The organism is Pseudomonas chlororaphis (assembly GCA_001023535.1).
Lineage (GTDB): Bacteria > Pseudomonadota > Gammaproteobacteria > Pseudomonadales > Pseudomonadaceae > Aquipseudomonas > Aquipseudomonas chlororaphis_E.
Genome location: CP011020.1, coordinates 734,362 through 749,832, shown reverse-complemented (window position 1 = coordinate 749,832; position 15,471 = coordinate 734,362). Strand labels below are relative to the sequence as shown.

Annotated in this window: 15 protein-coding genes; 9 read left to right on the top strand and 6 right to left on the bottom strand. The window is 63.3% G+C overall.

What is annotated here, in order from left to right; genetic code table 11:
- Positions 1 to 4: 4 nt before the first annotated feature.
- Positions 5 to 1,003 (top strand): alpha/beta hydrolase, encoded by a 999-nt coding sequence (locus VM99_03225; protein AKJ97105.1) that lies wholly within the window; start codon positions 5 to 7, stop codon positions 1,001 to 1,003.
- 150 nt (positions 1,004 to 1,153) lie between these two features.
- On the opposite strand, the gene VM99_03220 is transcribed toward VM99_03225, so the two are convergent.
- Both VM99_03220 and VM99_03215 read right to left on the bottom strand, forming a co-directional pair.
- Entirely contained in the window at positions 1,154 to 2,008 is an 855-nt protein-coding gene (locus VM99_03220; GenBank protein ID AKJ97104.1) for a 3-mercaptopyruvate sulfurtransferase, read from the bottom strand.
- Positions 2,009 to 2,041: 33 nt separating this feature from the next.
- Positions 2,042 to 2,713, bottom strand: coding sequence for a TetR family transcriptional regulator (locus VM99_03215; GenBank protein AKJ97103.1), 672 nt, complete (start codon positions 2,711 to 2,713; stop codon positions 2,042 to 2,044).
- Between the two features lie 150 nt (positions 2,714 to 2,863).
- On the opposite strand from VM99_03215, the gene VM99_03210 reads away from it, so the two are divergent.
- From VM99_03210 to VM99_03190, 5 genes are all read left to right on the top strand, one after another.
- On the top strand, positions 2,864 to 4,294 hold the full coding sequence (locus VM99_03210; GenBank protein AKJ97102.1) for a coniferyl aldehyde dehydrogenase: 1,431 nt from the start codon (positions 2,864 to 2,866) through the stop codon (positions 4,292 to 4,294).
- 26 nt (positions 4,295 to 4,320) lie between these two features.
- Positions 4,321 to 4,866, top strand: a complete 546-nt coding sequence (locus tag VM99_03205) for a twin-arginine translocation pathway signal protein (GenBank protein AKJ97101.1) — start codon at positions 4,321 to 4,323, stop codon at positions 4,864 to 4,866.
- Positions 4,867 to 5,012: 146 nt separating this feature from the next.
- On the top strand, positions 5,013 to 6,608 hold the full coding sequence (locus VM99_03200; protein AKJ97100.1) for a GMC family oxidoreductase: 1,596 nt from the start codon (positions 5,013 to 5,015) through the stop codon (positions 6,606 to 6,608).
- Between the two features lie 115 nt (positions 6,609 to 6,723).
- A complete protein-coding gene (locus tag VM99_03195; GenBank protein ID AKJ97099.1) occupies positions 6,724 to 7,203 on the top strand; it encodes a phosphopantetheine adenylyltransferase in 480 nt (159 codons plus the stop codon).
- A gap of 146 nt (positions 7,204 to 7,349) precedes the next feature.
- Positions 7,350 to 7,601: a ferredoxin gene (locus tag VM99_03190; GenBank protein AKJ97098.1), complete on the top strand. Its 252-nt coding sequence runs from the start codon at positions 7,350 to 7,352 to the stop codon at positions 7,599 to 7,601.
- A gap of 160 nt (positions 7,602 to 7,761) precedes the next feature.
- On the opposite strand, the gene VM99_03185 is transcribed toward VM99_03190, so the two are convergent.
- The 3 genes from VM99_03185 to VM99_03175 form a co-directional block, all read right to left on the bottom strand.
- Positions 7,762 to 8,082, bottom strand: coding sequence for a multidrug transporter (locus VM99_03185; GenBank protein ID AKJ97097.1), 321 nt, complete (start codon positions 8,080 to 8,082; stop codon positions 7,762 to 7,764).
- Between the two features lie 64 nt (positions 8,083 to 8,146).
- Entirely contained in the window at positions 8,147 to 8,959 is an 813-nt protein-coding gene (locus VM99_03180) for a 5-hydroxymethyluracil DNA glycosylase (protein AKJ97096.1), read from the bottom strand.
- Between the two features lie 29 nt (positions 8,960 to 8,988).
- Positions 8,989 to 9,858, bottom strand: a complete 870-nt coding sequence (locus VM99_03175; GenBank protein AKJ97095.1) for a histidine kinase — start codon at positions 9,856 to 9,858, stop codon at positions 8,989 to 8,991.
- Positions 9,859 to 10,034: 176 nt separating this feature from the next.
- Between VM99_03175 and VM99_03170 the strand changes: the two genes are divergently transcribed.
- From VM99_03170 to VM99_03160, 3 genes are all read left to right on the top strand, one after another.
- Positions 10,035 to 10,574, top strand: a complete 540-nt coding sequence (locus VM99_03170; GenBank protein ID AKJ97094.1) for a glutamine amidotransferase — start codon at positions 10,035 to 10,037, stop codon at positions 10,572 to 10,574.
- A 140-nt stretch (positions 10,575 to 10,714) separates the two neighbouring features.
- Positions 10,715 to 11,911, top strand: coding sequence for an SAM-dependent methyltransferase (locus VM99_03165; protein ID AKJ97093.1), 1,197 nt, complete (start codon positions 10,715 to 10,717; stop codon positions 11,909 to 11,911).
- 319 nt (positions 11,912 to 12,230) lie between these two features.
- Positions 12,231 to 14,072: a dihydroxy-acid dehydratase gene (locus VM99_03160; GenBank protein ID AKJ97092.1), complete on the top strand. Its 1,842-nt coding sequence runs from the start codon at positions 12,231 to 12,233 to the stop codon at positions 14,070 to 14,072.
- Between the two features lie 237 nt (positions 14,073 to 14,309).
- Here VM99_03160 and VM99_03155 read toward each other — a convergent pair whose 3' ends face one another.
- A complete protein-coding gene (locus VM99_03155; protein AKK01685.1) occupies positions 14,310 to 15,365 on the bottom strand; it encodes a phosphorylcholine phosphatase in 1,056 nt (351 codons plus the stop codon).
- Positions 15,366 to 15,471: the final 106 nt, after the last annotated feature.

The following is a 15,471-nucleotide window of genomic DNA, read 5'->3' as shown; positions in this document are numbered from 1 at the left end:
AATAATGGCCGCTGCATCTGAACGATTCATCCCCGCCCGGGGCCTGGGCAACCCGCACTTGCAGACCTTGTGGGGGCCGCTGTGGCGCAAGACCACCGTCATCGAGCGCCAACGCGAGCGCCTGTGGCTGGAAGACGGTGACTTCCTCGACCTCGATTGGCATGGCCCCCACAACGCCGAGGCGCCGCTGGTGTTGGTGCTGCACGGACTGACGGGCTCCTCCAATTCGCCCTACGTGGCCGGCCTGCAACATGCCCTTGATCGCCAGGGTTGGGCCAGCGTTGCGCTGAACTGGCGCGGCTGCTCGGGGGAACCCAACCTGTTGGCCCGCAGCTATCACTCCGGCGTCAGCGAAGACCTGGCCGCCACCATCGCCCACTTGCGCGGGCGACGGCCGCTGGCGCCGCTGTTCGCGGTGGGTTATTCACTGGGCGGCAACGTGTTGCTCAAGCACCTGGGCGAAACCGGCAGCCATAGCCAGTTGCAGGGCGCCGTGGCGGTCTCGGTGCCGTTTCGCCTCGACCAGTGCGCCGATCGCATCGGGCAGGGTTTCTCCCGCTTCTACCAGGCCCACTTCATGCGCCAACTGGTGGCATACGTGCGCAACAAGCAGCGTCAGTTCCAGCACGACGGACGCCACGAAGGGCTGGCGACCCTGGCAGCGCTTGGTCCGCTGGAAAACATGCGCACGTTCTGGGACTTCGACGGCCGGGTGACCGCGCCGCTGCACGGTTTCTCGGACGCGGCGGACTATTACCGTCGCGCCTCCAGCCGCTATTTCATGGGCGAGATCAACACGCCGACCCTGCTGATCCAGGCGGCCGACGATCCTTTCGTCTTTCCCCACAGCCTGCCTGAACCTGGCGAACTGTCGGCGTCGACCCACTTGGAGCTGCATGCCCAGGGCGGGCACGTGGGGTTTGTCGACGGCACCATGCGCCACCCCGGTTACTACCTGGAGCGACGCATTCCCCAGTGGCTGGCCAGCCTGGGCCGCGGATAAGGTCCTGCACAAAGCGCCTGTGGGATGCACAAACCGCCTGTGGGAGCAAGCTTGCTCGCGAAAGCGGAGTGTCAGTCAACGTTTGTGTGTCTGGTACACCGCTTTCGCGAGCAAGCTCGCTCCCACAAGGCTCAATGACAGGGTTGAGTGTTACTCGCCGACGGCAACGGCCCTGTGTGGATCGGTGATCCACTCACTCCACGAGCCGGCGTACAACTGCCCCAACGGGTATCCCGCCAGGCAAAAGGCAAACAGGTTATGGCAGGCGGTCACGCCGGAGCCGCAATAGGCCACCAACCCCGCTGGTGAACGCTCGCCCAGTTTTTCGGCGAAACGCTGCTTGAGCTGGGCGGGCGGCAAAAAGCGACCGTCGCTGCCCAGGTTGTCGGTGAACGCGGCGCACTGCGCGCCCGGAATATGCCCGGCCACCGGGTCGATCGGTTCGACTTCACCCTTGAAACGCGGCAGCGCACGGGCATCCAGCAACGTCATGTCCGGCTGGCCGAGGCGCTGCTGCAAGGTTTGCGCGGTCAGCACCAGGGCGGTGTCCGGTGCGCCGTCGAAGGTGCCGCGGCGCGTCTGTGGCGGGTCGAGGCTCAATGGCAAGCCGGCCGCATGCCAGGCCTTGAGTCCGCCGTCGAGCAGGTACACGCCCTCGCGCTTGCCCAGCCAGGCCAGCAACCACCAGGCCCGCGCGGCATACGCGCCCGGACCGTCGTCGTAGAGCACGACGTCGCTGTCGTTATCGATCCCCCAGGCCCTCAAGCGCTCCACTAGGGCCTCGGGTGACGGCAGCGGATGGCGACCGGTCACGCCCTTGGTCACCGGCCCGCTCAGGTCTCGCTCAAGGTCCGCGAACGTCGCACCGGCGATATGGCCCTCGGCATAGCTGCGTTGGCCGTAATCCGGGTCTTCCAGGGCAAAGCGGCAATCAAGGATGACCAGCCCGGGCAGCGCTCGCCGCTGATCGAGGGCCTGGGGACTGATGAGTTGCGCAATCGACATGGTGAGCTCCTGTGGGAAATCGAGGGTCCGTTCCTACTGCCCTTCCTCCAGGGTCTGGGCCAGGGGGACATAAAACTCTTTGAACAAGGCATCCACCGCGTCGCGGGCCTGATCGGTCACGAAACCGGCTTCCAGCACCAGGACCTGATACACCCCGCGCTTGATGGCCTGTTCACTCAAGTGGCTGAAGTTTTCCCGCGTGGTGCACAGGAACCGCACCCACGACGTGAGGATGATCCAGGCATTGAGGGTCAGGGATTCGATCTGCACCCGGTCCATCTTCAGGATGCCCGCCTCGACGAAGCCCTCGTAGATGGCCGTGCCATGGATCAGGCTGCGCTGGGAAAAACGCCGATAGCGCGCCGCGAGGTCCGGGTCGCTGTCGAGCAGGTGCTCCAGGTCACGGTGCAGGAAGCGGTAGCGCCACATGGCCGCCAGCAGTTCCTGCAGATAGAAGCGCTTGTCCTCCACGGTCGCCGCGCGGCCCTGGGGCGGGCGCAGGAAACTGTCCACCAGGTTCTCGTACTCACTGAACAGCACGGCGATGATCGCCTGCTTGTTGGGGAAGTGGTAATAGAGATTGCCTGGCGACATGTCCATATGAGCGGCAATGTGGTTGGTGCTGACGCTGCGCTCGCCCTGCTGGTTGAACAGCTCCAGGCTGTTTTGCACGATGCGCTCGCTGGTTTTGATTCGTGGGGCCATGGTTTGGGCTTTAATTCTACGAAGGCATTGAGGGACATCTTACGACCTATTGGTCACCGGAAAAAACCCAAAGCCGCTTGTGGAGGCCATTGACTTTCTAGAGTATAAGCTCTAAAAAACACCCATTCTAATAACATCCGGTGCTCGAACATGCCTGCCGACGTTGCCTACCTGCATGAATCCCAACAGCAATTGGACGCGTTGCGGTCGCTCTTCGATGCCCAGCGCAAGGCCTACGCTGCCCACCCCATGCCGCCGGCCGAACAGCGCCGGCAATGGCTCAAGGCGCTGGGCGAGATCTTGAGCAACGAGCGCCAGGCCTTGATCGACGCCATCAGCCAGGACTTCAGCTACCGCAGCGCCGACGAAACACTGCTGGCCGAGCTGATGCCCAGCCTGCACGGCATCCATTACGCCAGCCGCCACCTCGCGGGCTGGATGAAGCCATCCCGGCGCAAGGTGGGCATGGCGTTCCAACCGGCATCGGCCAAGGTCATTTATCAACCGCTGGGCGTGGTCGGGGTCATCGTGCCCTGGAACTACCCGCTGTTCCTGGCCATCGGCCCGTTGGTGGGGGCATTGGCCGCAGGCAACCGGGTGATGCTCAAGCTCAGCGAAGCAACACCCGCGACCGGCCTGTTGCTCAAGCAACTGCTGGCCCGGATCTTTCCCCAGGACCTGGTCTGCGTGGCGCTTGGCGAAGCGGAGGTCGGCGTGGCGTTCTCCAGGCTGCCCTTCGATCACTTGTTGTTCACCGGCGCCACCAGCGTCGGCCGGCATGTCATGCGGGCCGCCGCCGAGAACCTGACTCCGGTGACCCTCGAGCTGGGTGGAAAATCGCCGGCCATCGTTTCCGCCGACGTCCCCCTGCGCGATGCCGCCGAACGCATTGCCTTCGGCAAGACCCTGAACGCCGGGCAAACCTGCGTCGCACCGGACTACGTGCTGGTGCCGCAGAACCGTGTCGGCGAATTCGTCGAAGCCTATCGCGAAGCGGTGCGCAGGTTTTATCCGACGTTGGCGGACAATCCGGACTACACAGCGATCATCAATGAACGACACCTGGCCCGGCTCAACGGCTACATCGGTGACGCCACCAGCAAGGGCGCACTGCTGATCGAGCTGTTCGACCAGGGCCAGGCGCGCCGCATGCCCCACAGCCTGCTGCTCAACGTCCACGATGACATGACCGTCATGCAGGACGAAATCTTCGGCCCGCTGTTGCCCATCGTGCCGTACGAGCTCCTGGACCAGGCCTTTGCCTACATCAACCAACGCCCACGCCCGCTGGCGCTCTACTACTTCGGCTACAACAAGGCCGAGCAGCAGCGTGTCCTGCACGAAACCCACTCCGGTGGCGTTTGCCTGAACGACACGCTGCTGCACGTCGCCCAGGACGACCTGCCCTTTGGCGGCGTCGGTCCTTCGGGCATGGGGCATTACCACGGGCACGAGGGCTTCCTGACCTTCAGCAAGGCCAAGGGCGTGCTGACCAAGCAGCGTTTCAACGCCGCGAAGTTGATCTATCCGCCCTACGGCAAGCCGCTGCAGACGTTGATCCAGAAGCTGTTCGTTCGCTAACAGGCCTGCCCCCGGTAACGATAAACATGAACCCTAGCCTCATCGATGCACCCGCGCTGTCGCGGCGCGGCCTGCTGAAGTTCAGCCTCGGTGCCAGCGCTTTCCTGGCCACGGTCGGATTGGGCGCCAGCCTCAGCGGTTGTTCGTCAAGCCTGCCGGCCCACGGTTTCGCCGCGTTGCGTGACAGCGACCTGCCGTTCTTGCGTGCCATCATTGCGGTGATGCTGGACGGCGCAGTGGCGGTTGAAGGGATCCCCGCCGCCACCGACGCTACCCTGCGCAACCTGGACACCGAGCTGGCGTACCTGTCCCCGGCCATGCTCAAGCTCACGCGCCAACTGTTCGACGTGCTCACCCTGGGCGTCACCTGCGGGCCGCTGGCGGGCATCTGGGGGGCGTGGGAAAACGCCAGCGCTGATGACATCCGCCAGTTTCTCAACCGCTGGGAAAACAGCTCCCTGGACCTGCTGCGGCAAGGCCACAACGCGTTGCTGCAAATGGTGATGATGGCCTGGTACAGCCGGGCCGAGGCCTGGGCGCACTGTGGGTACCCGGGACCGCCCAAGATTTGAGTCATCAAAATCCTGTGGGAGCGGGCTTGCTCGCGAAAGCGGTGTGTCAGCTTGCATAGAGGTTGAATGTACAGCCGCCTTCGCGAGCAAGCCCGCTCCCACAGGGTTCTTCATCGTCCATCCATAACAATAAGAGAGCCCTGAACATGCCCGTACCCGATCTCTTTCGCGAAGGCCTGGCCCGTGGCTGGACCACCTACAACGGCGCGCAACTGACCCAGGACCTGAGCCTGGACGCCGACGTGGCGATCATCGGCAGCGGCGCGGGCGGCGCAACCACGGCGGAAATCCTCAGCGCCGCCGGCTACCGCGTGTTGCTGATCGAGGAAGGACCGCTCAAGACCAGCAATGACTTCAAGCTGCTCGAAGACCAGGCCTATTCCAGCCTGTACCAGGAAGGCCTTGGGCGCATGAGCAAGGGCGGCGCCATCACCATTCTCCAGGGCCGGGCCGTGGGCGGTACGACGCTGATCAACTGGACCTCGAGCTTCCGTACGCCCGACCAGACCCTTGAGCATTGGGCCGCCGAACACGGCGTCCAGGGCCACAGCCCGGCGCAGATGGCGCCCTGGTTCGAAAAAATGGAGCAACGCCTGGGCGTGGCCCCCTGGATGGTTCCACCCAATGCCAACAACGACGTGATCCGCAAGGGTTGCGAACAGTTGGGCTACAGCTGGCACGTCATCCCGCGCAACGTGCGCGGCTGTTGGAACCTGGGGTACTGCGGCATGGGCTGCCCGACCAACGCCAAGCAGTCGATGCTGGTCACCACCATTCCCGCCACGCTGGACCAGGGTGGCGTGCTGCTTTACCTGGCCCGGGCCGAGCGCCTGGTGATCAAGGGCGATGCGGTCGTCGGCCTGGAGTGCGTGGCCATGGACGAGCGCTGCGTGGCACCGACCGGGCGGCGCATCACGGTCAAGGCGCGGCACTACGTACTGGCGGGCGGTGGCATCAACAGCCCCGGCCTGCTGCTGCGCTCCGACGCGCCGGATCCCCATGAACGCCTGGGCAAGCGCACCTTCCTGCATCTGGTCAACACGTCAGCCGGGCAATTCGACGACGTCATCAACCCGTTCTACGGCGCGCCGCAGTCGATCTATTCGGATCATTTTCAATGGCAGGACGGTGTCACCGGAAAAATGTCCTACAAACTTGAAGTCCCGCCCCTGCACCCGGCGCTCGCCGCCACCCTGCTGGGCGGGTTCGGGGCCGAGAACGCCGCGCACATGGGCAGCCTGCCCTACACCCACGCAATGCTGGCCTTGCTGCGCGACGGTTTTCATCCGGACAGCCCCGGTGGATGCGTCGAATTGCGCGGCGACGGCACGCCCGTGCTCGACTACACGGTTACGCCGTATACCTGGGAGGGCTTGCGCCGGGCCTTCCACAGCATGGCCGAGATCCAGTTCGCCGGCGGCGCCAAGGCCGTCATGCCGGTGCACGGCGATGCCCACTACGTGAAAACCCTGGCCGAAGCCCGGACCCTGATCGACGGCCTGGCGCTGGAGCTTTATCGCACGCGCCTGAGTAGCGCCCACGTGATGGGCGGCTGCGCCATGGGCGAAGACCCGAAAAACGCAGTCACCGACAGCCTCGGTCGTCATCACCAGTTGGCCAATCTTTCGATCCACGATGGCTCGCTGTTCCCCACCAGCATTGGCGCCAACCCGCAATTGTCGGTGTACGGACTGACGGCGCAACTGGCGACAGCCCTGGCCGAGCGCTTGAAAAACCCATGAATATCCGGATTATTCGCACCGTCTATAGTGCTTTCTTATCCCACGGCCGACTTGGCCGACCGGGTCGGCTGCGATACCATCCGACTCCCCAACGGACTCCCGCCAGGACGACGCGATGAACCGAGTGTTGTACCCAGGTACCTTCGACCCTATTACCAAGGGCCATGGCGATCTGGTCGAACGCGCCGCGCGCCTGTTCGACCACGTGATCATTGCCGTCGCCGCCAGCCCCAAGAAAAACCCGCTGTTCCCGTTGGAACAACGCGTGGAGCTGGCCCGTGAAGTCACCAAGCACCTGCCCAACGTGGAAGTGGTCGGCTTCTCCACGCTGCTGGCGCACTTTGCCAAGGAAAAGAACGCCAATGTGTTCCTGCGTGGCCTGCGCGCGGTCTCGGACTTCGAGTACGAGTTCCAGCTGGCCAACATGAACCGCCAGTTGGCGCCGGACGTCGAGAGCCTCTTCCTGACGCCGTCGGAACGCTATTCCTTCATTTCCTCGACCCTGGTGCGGGAAATCGCGGCCCTGGGCGGTGACATCACCAAGTTCGTCCACCCGGCCGTGGCGGATGCGCTGACCCTGCGCTTCAAGAAGTAGCCCTTGCCGGCGACACTGCGCTCACGCTTTCCCAAGCGCAGCGCAGCGCAGTCCATCGCACCCGCGTGCACTGCGCGCGCCAATGCGGCACAATTGCGCGCATACGTTTTCAGATGCCCGGGCCCAACGCCCCGGCAGGAGCCTGCATGTCCCTGATCATCACCGACGACTGCATCAATTGCGACGTCTGCGAACCCGAGTGCCCGAACGAAGCCATTTCCCAGGGTGAAGAAATCTACGTCATCGACCCGAACCTGTGCACCCAGTGCGTCGGCCATTACGACGAGCCCCAGTGCCAACAGGTTTGCCCGGTGGATTGCATTCCCCTGGACGAAGCCCATCCGGAGACTGAAGAACAGTTGATGGCGAAATATCGCAGGATTACTGGCAAGGGTTGAGCCGGATAATTTTGTAGTGTTTTTTGCGGGCCTCTTCGCGAGCAAGCCCGCTCCCACAAGGGGATCTGCTCAAGACGCAAATTCGGTGAGCACAGCCAATCCCTGTGGGAGCGGGCTTGCTCGCGAAGAGGCCATCAGCCATACCCCAAAACCAACTCCCTCACTCCTGCCGCTCAAATCCCTCCCCGATACACCCCAAACACCGCACAAACGTGGCTTTCGCCGGGTCCACCACCAGCGCTTTACCCGCATCGCCCACCCCACCGCCCAGCGCGGTAAAGGGCAACGACACCACGAACGCCCCCGTGCCGATCACGGTGGCAGCAAGCAACAACGGGCGGGCGATCAACAGGTCGCCGAGCATGGCATAGGCTGGTGGGTTCTGGATGGTATAGCGCGGGTCGCCGCTGCCACCGTTCGCCAGGGCGGGCGCGGCGACACTCAACAGCAACGTTAGAACGACGAGGCGAAACAGGTTCATGGGGCGGTCCTTCGGCTAAGCAGTCTGACAACTGACTATAGACCGTAGGACGGATCAGCTCCGATCAGCGCTGGCAGCGCGGACACCAGACACTGGCGCGCTGGCCGAGGCGGATTTCCCGCAGCCCCGTGCCGCAGACCTTGCACAGCTCGCCACCGCGGCCGTACACGAACAATTCCTGCTGGAAATACCCCGGCTGGCCGTCACCGCCGATGAAATCCCGCAGCGTGGTGCCGCCCCGCTCGATGGCATGGGCAAGGATGCGTTTGATCTCGATGGCCAGCTTCAGGTAACGCGCCCGGGAAATGCCCCCGGCCGCCCGGCGCGGGTCGATGCCGGCGGCAAACAGCGCCTCGGTCGCATAGATATTGCCCACCCCTACCACCACGGCGTTGTCCATGATGAACGGCTTGACCGCCATGGCGCGGCCCCGAGACAACTGGAACAGGCGCTCGCCGTGGAACAGGTCGGTCAACGGCTCCGGCCCGAGGCGCACCAGCAACTCATGGTTGAGCGGGTCGAGGCTCCAGAGCATGGCGCCGAAGCGCCGTGGGTCGGTGTAGCGCAAGGCCAGGCCGGACTCCAGCTCGATGTCCACATGCTCGTGCTTGGCCGCCGGCATGCCGATTTCCACCAACCGCAGGTTGCCGGACATGCCTAGGTGGCTGATCAACGTGCCGACCTCGGCATTGATCAGCAGGTACTTGGCCCGCCGCTCCACCTGCACGATGCGCTGGCCGGAGAGCCGCACGTCGAGGTCTTCCGGGATCGGCCAACGCAGGCGACGATCGCGCACCAGCACGCGGCTGACCCGTTGTCCTTCGAGGTGTGGCGCGATGCCGCGACGGGTGGTTTCGACTTCCGGCAGTTCTGGCATGGGGCTCTCGAGTCAGGCGAACCGGGCACTCAACGAGTGGACAGGTCGCGGATTTCCTGTTTCTGGGTCTGGAAGTCGTATTCCGACAAGCCGATGTAGTCGAGCACCAGCGCCCCGACGCTGTCCCACTCATGGTCTTCAGGCTGGTTGCCCAGCACCCGGTGGGAGGCGCAGATGTTCTCGGACATTTTCAGGATCGCCAGCAAATTCTTCAGCGCGGTGTTGTTGCGCGAGGACTCGTCGCTGAAGACCGCCAGGGCATTGTGGTGGTTGGCGATGGCCTGGCTGACGTGATCCGGCAGGCGCCAGGACTTGGAGGTGTAGTAGCCGACCACCGCATGGTTGGTATTGAACTCGCGGTTTTCAGTGTCCACCACCCGGCACTCGGCGCTGGCATTGGCGTAGGCCTGCTCGAGCACGCTCATGTAGTGGGGGAATTGCTTGAGCATCAACGGCACGCCGCAATCGTGGAACAACCCTAGCGCGTAGGCTTCGTCGCCGTTTTCCAGACCGACACGCTTGGCCAGGGTCAGGCAGGTCATCGCCACGTCCTGGGCGGTGTCCCAGAAACGGTTCAGGGTAACGATGGCGTCATCGTGCAATTCACCCTTGATCGACTGCGCGTTGATCAGGTTGATGATCGAACGACTGCCCAGCAGATTCACCGCGCGCTGAATCGAGGTGATCTTGTTGCGCAGCCCGTAGTAAGGCGAATTGACGATCTTGAGCAAGGCCCCCGAAAGGCCCGGGTCCTGGGAGATCAGCTTGGCGATGGTGTCCAGGTCCGGATCGGGCATGTACTGCTCCATCTGCAGGTCAACCATGATCTGCGGCTGGGGCGGCACACTGATGCCTTGCAGGGACTGTTGAATCTGTTCGGCGGAAAGCTCTTGGGACATGAGTACACACTCTGGGTCAAGCGGGGATTCTAACCCTTAAAGATGGATCCGATACACCGTCGGGTAGATAGTCGGAACTTTCCTTCGGGCTCAGGCTTCGGACTGTGTAGGGCCGACATCAAGCCTGCGTAAGGTTTAGGTCGGCCGCCAACCCACTCAGCTTGAGGAGATTTTTCATGCCCGGTTCGCTGAACAACAAGCGTGTTGCCATCCTGGTGACCGACGGTTTCGAACAGGTCGAACTGACCGGCCCGAAACAGGCGCTGGAACAGGCCGGCGCCCAGGTGGACATCATTTCCGCCGACGAAGGCCAGGTCAAAGGCTGGAACCATGACAAACCCGCCGACGACTTCAGGATCGACCGGACCTTCAAGGTCGCCAATGTCGAGCAGTACGACGCCGTGGTCCTGCCCGGCGGCGTGCAGAACTCCGACACCATCCGCATAGACCCCGACGCGCAGAAGCTGGTCAAGGGTTTCGAGGCGGCCAGCAAGCCCATCGCGGTCATCTGCCACGGTGGCTGGCTGCTGGTGTCGGCCGGGCTGGTCAAGGGCAAGACCATGACCAGCTACAAGACGCTCAAGGATGACCTGGTCAACGCCGGGGCGAACTGGGTCGACAAGGAAGTGGTCAAGGACGGCACATTGATCAGCAGCCGCCAGCCGGATGACATCCCGGCGTTCAATCGCGAGCTGATCGGGGCGTTGTCTGCCTGACTCATCGTAGCGAGGGGGCTTGATCGAAATAGGGCGGCTGCGCCACCCAGCGGGAGCAAGCTCCCTCGCCACATGTCCAGCGCAAGCCCCGGACCCGCTTCAACACGCTATACTCCCGCTCTTTTTTCCGGAGCGACGTCATGTCCCTGCCTAGCCTGCGCCTCAAAGCCAACGCCGACCGTCGCCTGCGCGCCGGCCACTTGTGGGTCTACAGTAACGAAATCGACGTGGCCGCCACGCCGCTGCACGGTTTCCAGGCCGGCGACCAGGCGGTCCTCGAGGCGGCCGGCGGCAAGCCGTTGGGCATCGTCGCGATGAGCCCCAACAACCTGATCTGCGCACGCCTGCTGTCGCGTGACGTGAAGCTGGCGCTGGACAAATCCCTGCTGGTGCACCGCCTCAACGTGGCACTGTCGTTGCGCGAGCGGCTGTTCGACAAGCCGTTCTATCGCCTGGTCTACGGTGACTCCGACCTGTTGCCGGGCCTGGTGGTCGACCGTTTCGGCGACATCCTGGTGGTACAGATTGCCTCCGCCACCATGGAGGCCCACAAAGATGACGTGATCGCGGCCCTGACCCAGGTGCTCAAGCCCAGCGGCATCCTGTTCAAGAATGACTCCGCCGCCCGCGACGCCGAAGGCCTGAACCGCTACGTCGAGACCGTGTTCGGCCTCGTGCCGGAATGGGTCGCCCTGGAAGAGAATGGCGTGAAATTCGAAGCACCGGTCATGGAAGGCCAGAAAACCGGCTGGTTCTACGACCACCGCATGAACCGCGCGCGCCTGGCCCCGTACGCCAAAGGCAAGCGCGTACTGGACCTGTTCAGCTACATCGGCGGCTGGGGCGTGCAAGCCGCGGCCTTCGGCGCCAGCGAAGTGTTCTGCGTCGACGCCTCGGGCTTCGCCCTCGACGGTGTCGAGCGCAACGCCGCGCTGAACGGCTTCGCCGAGAAACTGACCTGCATCGAAGGCGACGTCTTCGAAGCCCTGAAGGAACTCAAGGCCAGCGAAGAGCGCTTCGACGTGATCGTCGCCGACCCACCGGCCTTCATCAAGCGCAAGAAAGACCTGAAGAACGGCGAAGGCGCGTACCGCCGCCTCAACGAACAAGCCATGCGCCTGCTCAGCAAGGACGGCATCCTGGTCAGCGCCTCGTGCTCGATGCACCTGCCCGAAGACGACCTGCAAAACATCCTCCTGACCAGCGCCCGCCACCTGGACCGCAACATCCAACTGCTCGAACGCGGCGGCCAAGGCCCAGACCACCCGGTCCACCCGGCCATTCCCGAAACCCGCTACATCAAGAGCATTACCTGCCGGTTGTTGCCGAACAGTTGAGTGCTATCGTGGCGTGGGGCTTTTCCCGCGCCACTCCACCCTGTGGGCGTGAACGCTACCAATCGTCATCCCGTGCGCGACATTCACACCCGATCAGCACTTTGCGTCATTTCATCCTGACGCCAGCGGTGTAGAATCGCGACATTCATCGCCATTCATCCCCGGCGGGTTTATGAGCTCATGCCCAGGCTCGCAGCGATCCTGCACAGTCATCGGCCACCTCCAGACACTGCGCCCATCCCGAGTGTTCCAGAGGTCAACAGAAGCTCACTTCCCCTTGTTACCTGATTAGTACCTGATTAGCCGCCCGGAGTGCTCCATGCCCGATTACCGCTCGAAAACATCCACCCATGGCCGCAACATGGCCGGCGCCCGTGCCTTGTGGCGCGCCACGGGGATGAAGGATGACGACTTCAAGAAGCCGATCATCGCCGTTGCCAACTCCTTCACCCAGTTCGTACCGGGCCACGTGCACCTCAAGGACCTGGGTCAACTGGTGGCCCGGGAAATCGAACGCGCTGGCGGCGTGGCGAAAGAATTCAACACCATCGCCGTGGACGACGGCATCGCCATGGGCCACGACGGCATGCTCTATTCGCTGCCCAGCCGCGAGATCATCGCCGACTCCGTCGAGTACATGGTCAACGCCCACTGCGCCGACGCCATCGTGTGCATTTCCAACTGCGACAAGATCACCCCCGGCATGCTGATGGCCGCGCTGCGCCTGAACATCCCGGTGATCTTCGTTTCCGGCGGCCCGATGGAAGCCGGCAAGACCAAGCTGGCCAGCCACGGCCTCGACCTGGTGGACGCCATGGTGATCGCCGCCGACTCCAGCGCTTCTGACGAGAAAGTCGCCGAGTACGAGCGCAGCGCCTGCCCGACCTGCGGTTCGTGCTCCGGCATGTTCACCGCCAACTCGATGAACTGCCTGACCGAAGCCCTGGGCCTGGCCCTGCCGGGCAACGGCTCGACCCTGGCCACCCACAGCGACCGCGAGCAGCTGTTCCTGCAGGCCGGCCGCACCATCGTCGAGCTGTGCAAGCGCTACTACGGTGAGAATGATGCGTCGGTGTTGCCACGCAACATCGCCAACTTCAAGGCGTTCGAAAACGCCATGACCCTGGACATCGCCATGGGCGGTTCCACCAACACCATCCTGCACCTGCTGGCCGCCGCCCAGGAAGCCGAGATCGATTTCGACCTGCGCGACATCGACCGCCTGTCCCGCAACGTGCCGCAACTGTGCAAGGTCGCGCCGAACATCCAGAAGTACCACATGGAAGATGTGCACCGTGCCGGCGGGATCATCAGTATCCTCGGTTCCCTGGCCCGAGGCGGGTTGCTGCACACCGACCTGCCGACCGTGCACAGCAAGACCATGGCCGAGGCTATCGCCAAGTGGGACATCACCCAGACCACCGACGAAGCCGTGCATCACTTCTTCAAGGCAGGCCCGGCGGGCATTCCGACACAGACCGCGTTCAGCCAGTCGACCCGTTGGGAAACCCTGGACGACGATCGTGAGAACGGCTGCATCCGCAGCGTCGAGCACGCCTACTCCAAGGAAGGCGGGTTGGCCGTGCTGTACGGCAACATCGCCCTGGACGGTTGCGTGGTGAAGACCGCCGGCGTCGATGAGTCGATCCACGTGTTCGAAGGCAACGCCAAGATCTTCGAAAGCCAGGACAGCGCCGTGCGCGGGATCCTCGCGGACGAGGTGAAGGCCGGCGACATCGTGATCATTCGCTACGAAGGCCCGAAAGGTGGCCCGGGCATGCAGGAAATGCTCTACCCCACGTCCTACCTGAAGTCCAAGGGCCTGGGCAAAGCCTGCGCCCTGCTCACCGACGGCCGTTTCTCCGGCGGGACTTCGGGCCTGTCCATCGGTCACGCTTCGCCTGAAGCGGCGGCAGGTGGCGCCATCGGCCTGGTGCGCGATGGCGATAAGGTGCTGATCGACATTCCGAACCGCTCGATCAACCTGTTGATCAGCGATGAAGAGCTGGCCGCGCGCCGCGTCGAACAGGACAAGAAAGGCTGGAAGCCGGTGGAAGTGCGCCCGCGCAAGGTCACCACGGCACTCAAGGCCTACGCCCTGCTCGCCACCAGCGCCGACAAGGGCGCTGTACGCAACAAGGCAATGCTCGACGGCTTGTAAGCGTCTAAAGCGGCCAAAAAAATGCCCCGCCAAGTGCGGGGCATTTTTTTGGGCTCTCATTTGCCTTACGGCCGTGGAGTCTCTTGTGGCGAGGGAGCTTGCTCCCGCTGGCCTGCGCAGCAGGCCCCCAGCATTGCTTCAGGCAAACCGCATGACCTGGTTTGCGACTGCTACGCAGTCGAGCGGGAGCAGGCCCTTGCCACGGGTTCTTCGTGGCCCCCCGCGGGGTCGTGGGACTTACTGGATGTCTTCCGGCTTGACGATCACCCAGTTCTTGTCCGCCGTCACCGGCAGCCCTTCCTTGGCCTGGGCCGCAGCATGCTTGGCCATCATGCCGTTGATCTGGGTCATGTATTTGTCCTTGCGGTTGACCCACAGGTGGATACCGCCCTTCGCTACATCCACATCGTGGAACAACATGTAGCCATCGCTGCTCGGCGTGTCGCCGCCCACGAGCACCGGTTTCTTCCACTCGTCGATGTAGGTCAGGATCGCTGCATGCTTGCCGGCCATCCAGGTCGCCGGCGTCCACAGGTAAGGCGTGTACTCCAGGTCGAGGTTGGCCTTCTCGTCATACTTGCCGGCGCTGATCTGCTTGCGGGCCGTGGTCAGTTCGCCCGTCTTGCGATCCTTGAGCAGCGTGGTCACGCCGATCACGTTCTGCGGCTTGAGGTTGTAGCCATACTTCGGATCGGCAGCGACCATGCGCACCAATTCTTCCGACGCCGCGGTCATGACATAGACCTCGATGCCGTTTTCCATCAGTTTGTTGTACAGCTCGGCCTGGCCGGTGAAGACCTTGGGCGGGTTGACGGTGGAGTTGACGACCTTGTCGCCGTCGTAATACGTGGTGGGCACCGGCTTGCCAGAAGCCATCAGCTCGTCGACGTAGCCCTTGAGCTCCTTGAGGGTGAAACCGGAGAACACCTGGGCCACCCAGGGGTAGCAGACCATGTCGTCCACTTCGCACAGGCGATAGTAATAGCTGAACAGGCTTTCCTTGTGGTCGGCGGTGTCCTTGAACGGCATCAGCTTGAGGGACGGGTCCAGGGTTTCGCGGGTGATGAGGCCCTTGTTCTCCATGAACGGCAGCAACGATTCCTCGAGGTCGTAACGGTAGCTGGTGTTGTCCATGTCGAACACCGCGTAGTTACCCTTGTTGGCGTTGGCCGCGATCATCGCGTCCAGGGCCTTGGCCTGCTCGGCCGGCCAGTGCTTGAGCTCGGTGGCAAGGGCCTGTCCGGCCAGGCCCAGGCTCAAGGCGACAGCGAGAAAACGAGGTGCGAGCTTCATCGGCATTTCTCCCAGGTTCAAAGAACCCGACGCTAACAAATGCGTATGACAGTCCTCGCCTGTCCGCGACCGCTTACGTCTTGAAAACGCCAGCGACGTACCCGCA

What these genes read in the sequence shown, in the direction of transcription:
- VM99_03155 (AKK01685.1), bottom strand. Translation starts at nt 15,365, where the DNA reads ATGAAGCTCGCACCTCGTTTTCTCGCTGTCGCCTTGAGCCTGGGCCTG.
- VM99_03210 (AKJ97102.1), top strand. Translation starts at nt 2,864, where the DNA reads ATGCCTGCCGACGTTGCCTACCTGCATGAATCCCAACAGCAATTGGAC.
- VM99_03175 (AKJ97095.1), bottom strand. Translation starts at nt 9,858, where the DNA reads ATGTCCCAAGAGCTTTCCGCCGAACAGATTCAACAGTCCCTGCAAGGC.
- VM99_03195 (AKJ97099.1), top strand. Translation starts at nt 6,724, where the DNA reads ATGAACCGAGTGTTGTACCCAGGTACCTTCGACCCTATTACCAAGGGC.
- VM99_03225 (AKJ97105.1), top strand. Translation starts at nt 5, where the DNA reads ATGGCCGCTGCATCTGAACGATTCATCCCCGCCCGGGGCCTGGGCAAC.
- VM99_03165 (AKJ97093.1), top strand. Translation starts at nt 10,715, where the DNA reads ATGTCCCTGCCTAGCCTGCGCCTCAAAGCCAACGCCGACCGTCGCCTG.
- VM99_03205 (AKJ97101.1), top strand. Translation starts at nt 4,321, where the DNA reads ATGAACCCTAGCCTCATCGATGCACCCGCGCTGTCGCGGCGCGGCCTG.
- VM99_03215 (AKJ97103.1), bottom strand. Translation starts at nt 2,713, where the DNA reads ATGGCCCCACGAATCAAAACCAGCGAGCGCATCGTGCAAAACAGCCTG.
- VM99_03190 (AKJ97098.1), top strand. Translation starts at nt 7,350, where the DNA reads ATGTCCCTGATCATCACCGACGACTGCATCAATTGCGACGTCTGCGAA.
- VM99_03170 (AKJ97094.1), top strand. Translation starts at nt 10,035, where the DNA reads ATGCCCGGTTCGCTGAACAACAAGCGTGTTGCCATCCTGGTGACCGAC.
- VM99_03220 (AKJ97104.1), bottom strand. Translation starts at nt 2,008, where the DNA reads ATGTCGATTGCGCAACTCATCAGTCCCCAGGCCCTCGATCAGCGGCGA.
- VM99_03200 (AKJ97100.1), top strand. Translation starts at nt 5,013, where the DNA reads ATGCCCGTACCCGATCTCTTTCGCGAAGGCCTGGCCCGTGGCTGGACC.
- VM99_03160 (AKJ97092.1), top strand. Translation starts at nt 12,231, where the DNA reads ATGCCCGATTACCGCTCGAAAACATCCACCCATGGCCGCAACATGGCC.
- VM99_03185 (AKJ97097.1), bottom strand. Translation starts at nt 8,082, where the DNA reads ATGAACCTGTTTCGCCTCGTCGTTCTAACGTTGCTGTTGAGTGTCGCC.
- VM99_03180 (AKJ97096.1), bottom strand. Translation starts at nt 8,959, where the DNA reads ATGCCAGAACTGCCGGAAGTCGAAACCACCCGTCGCGGCATCGCGCCA.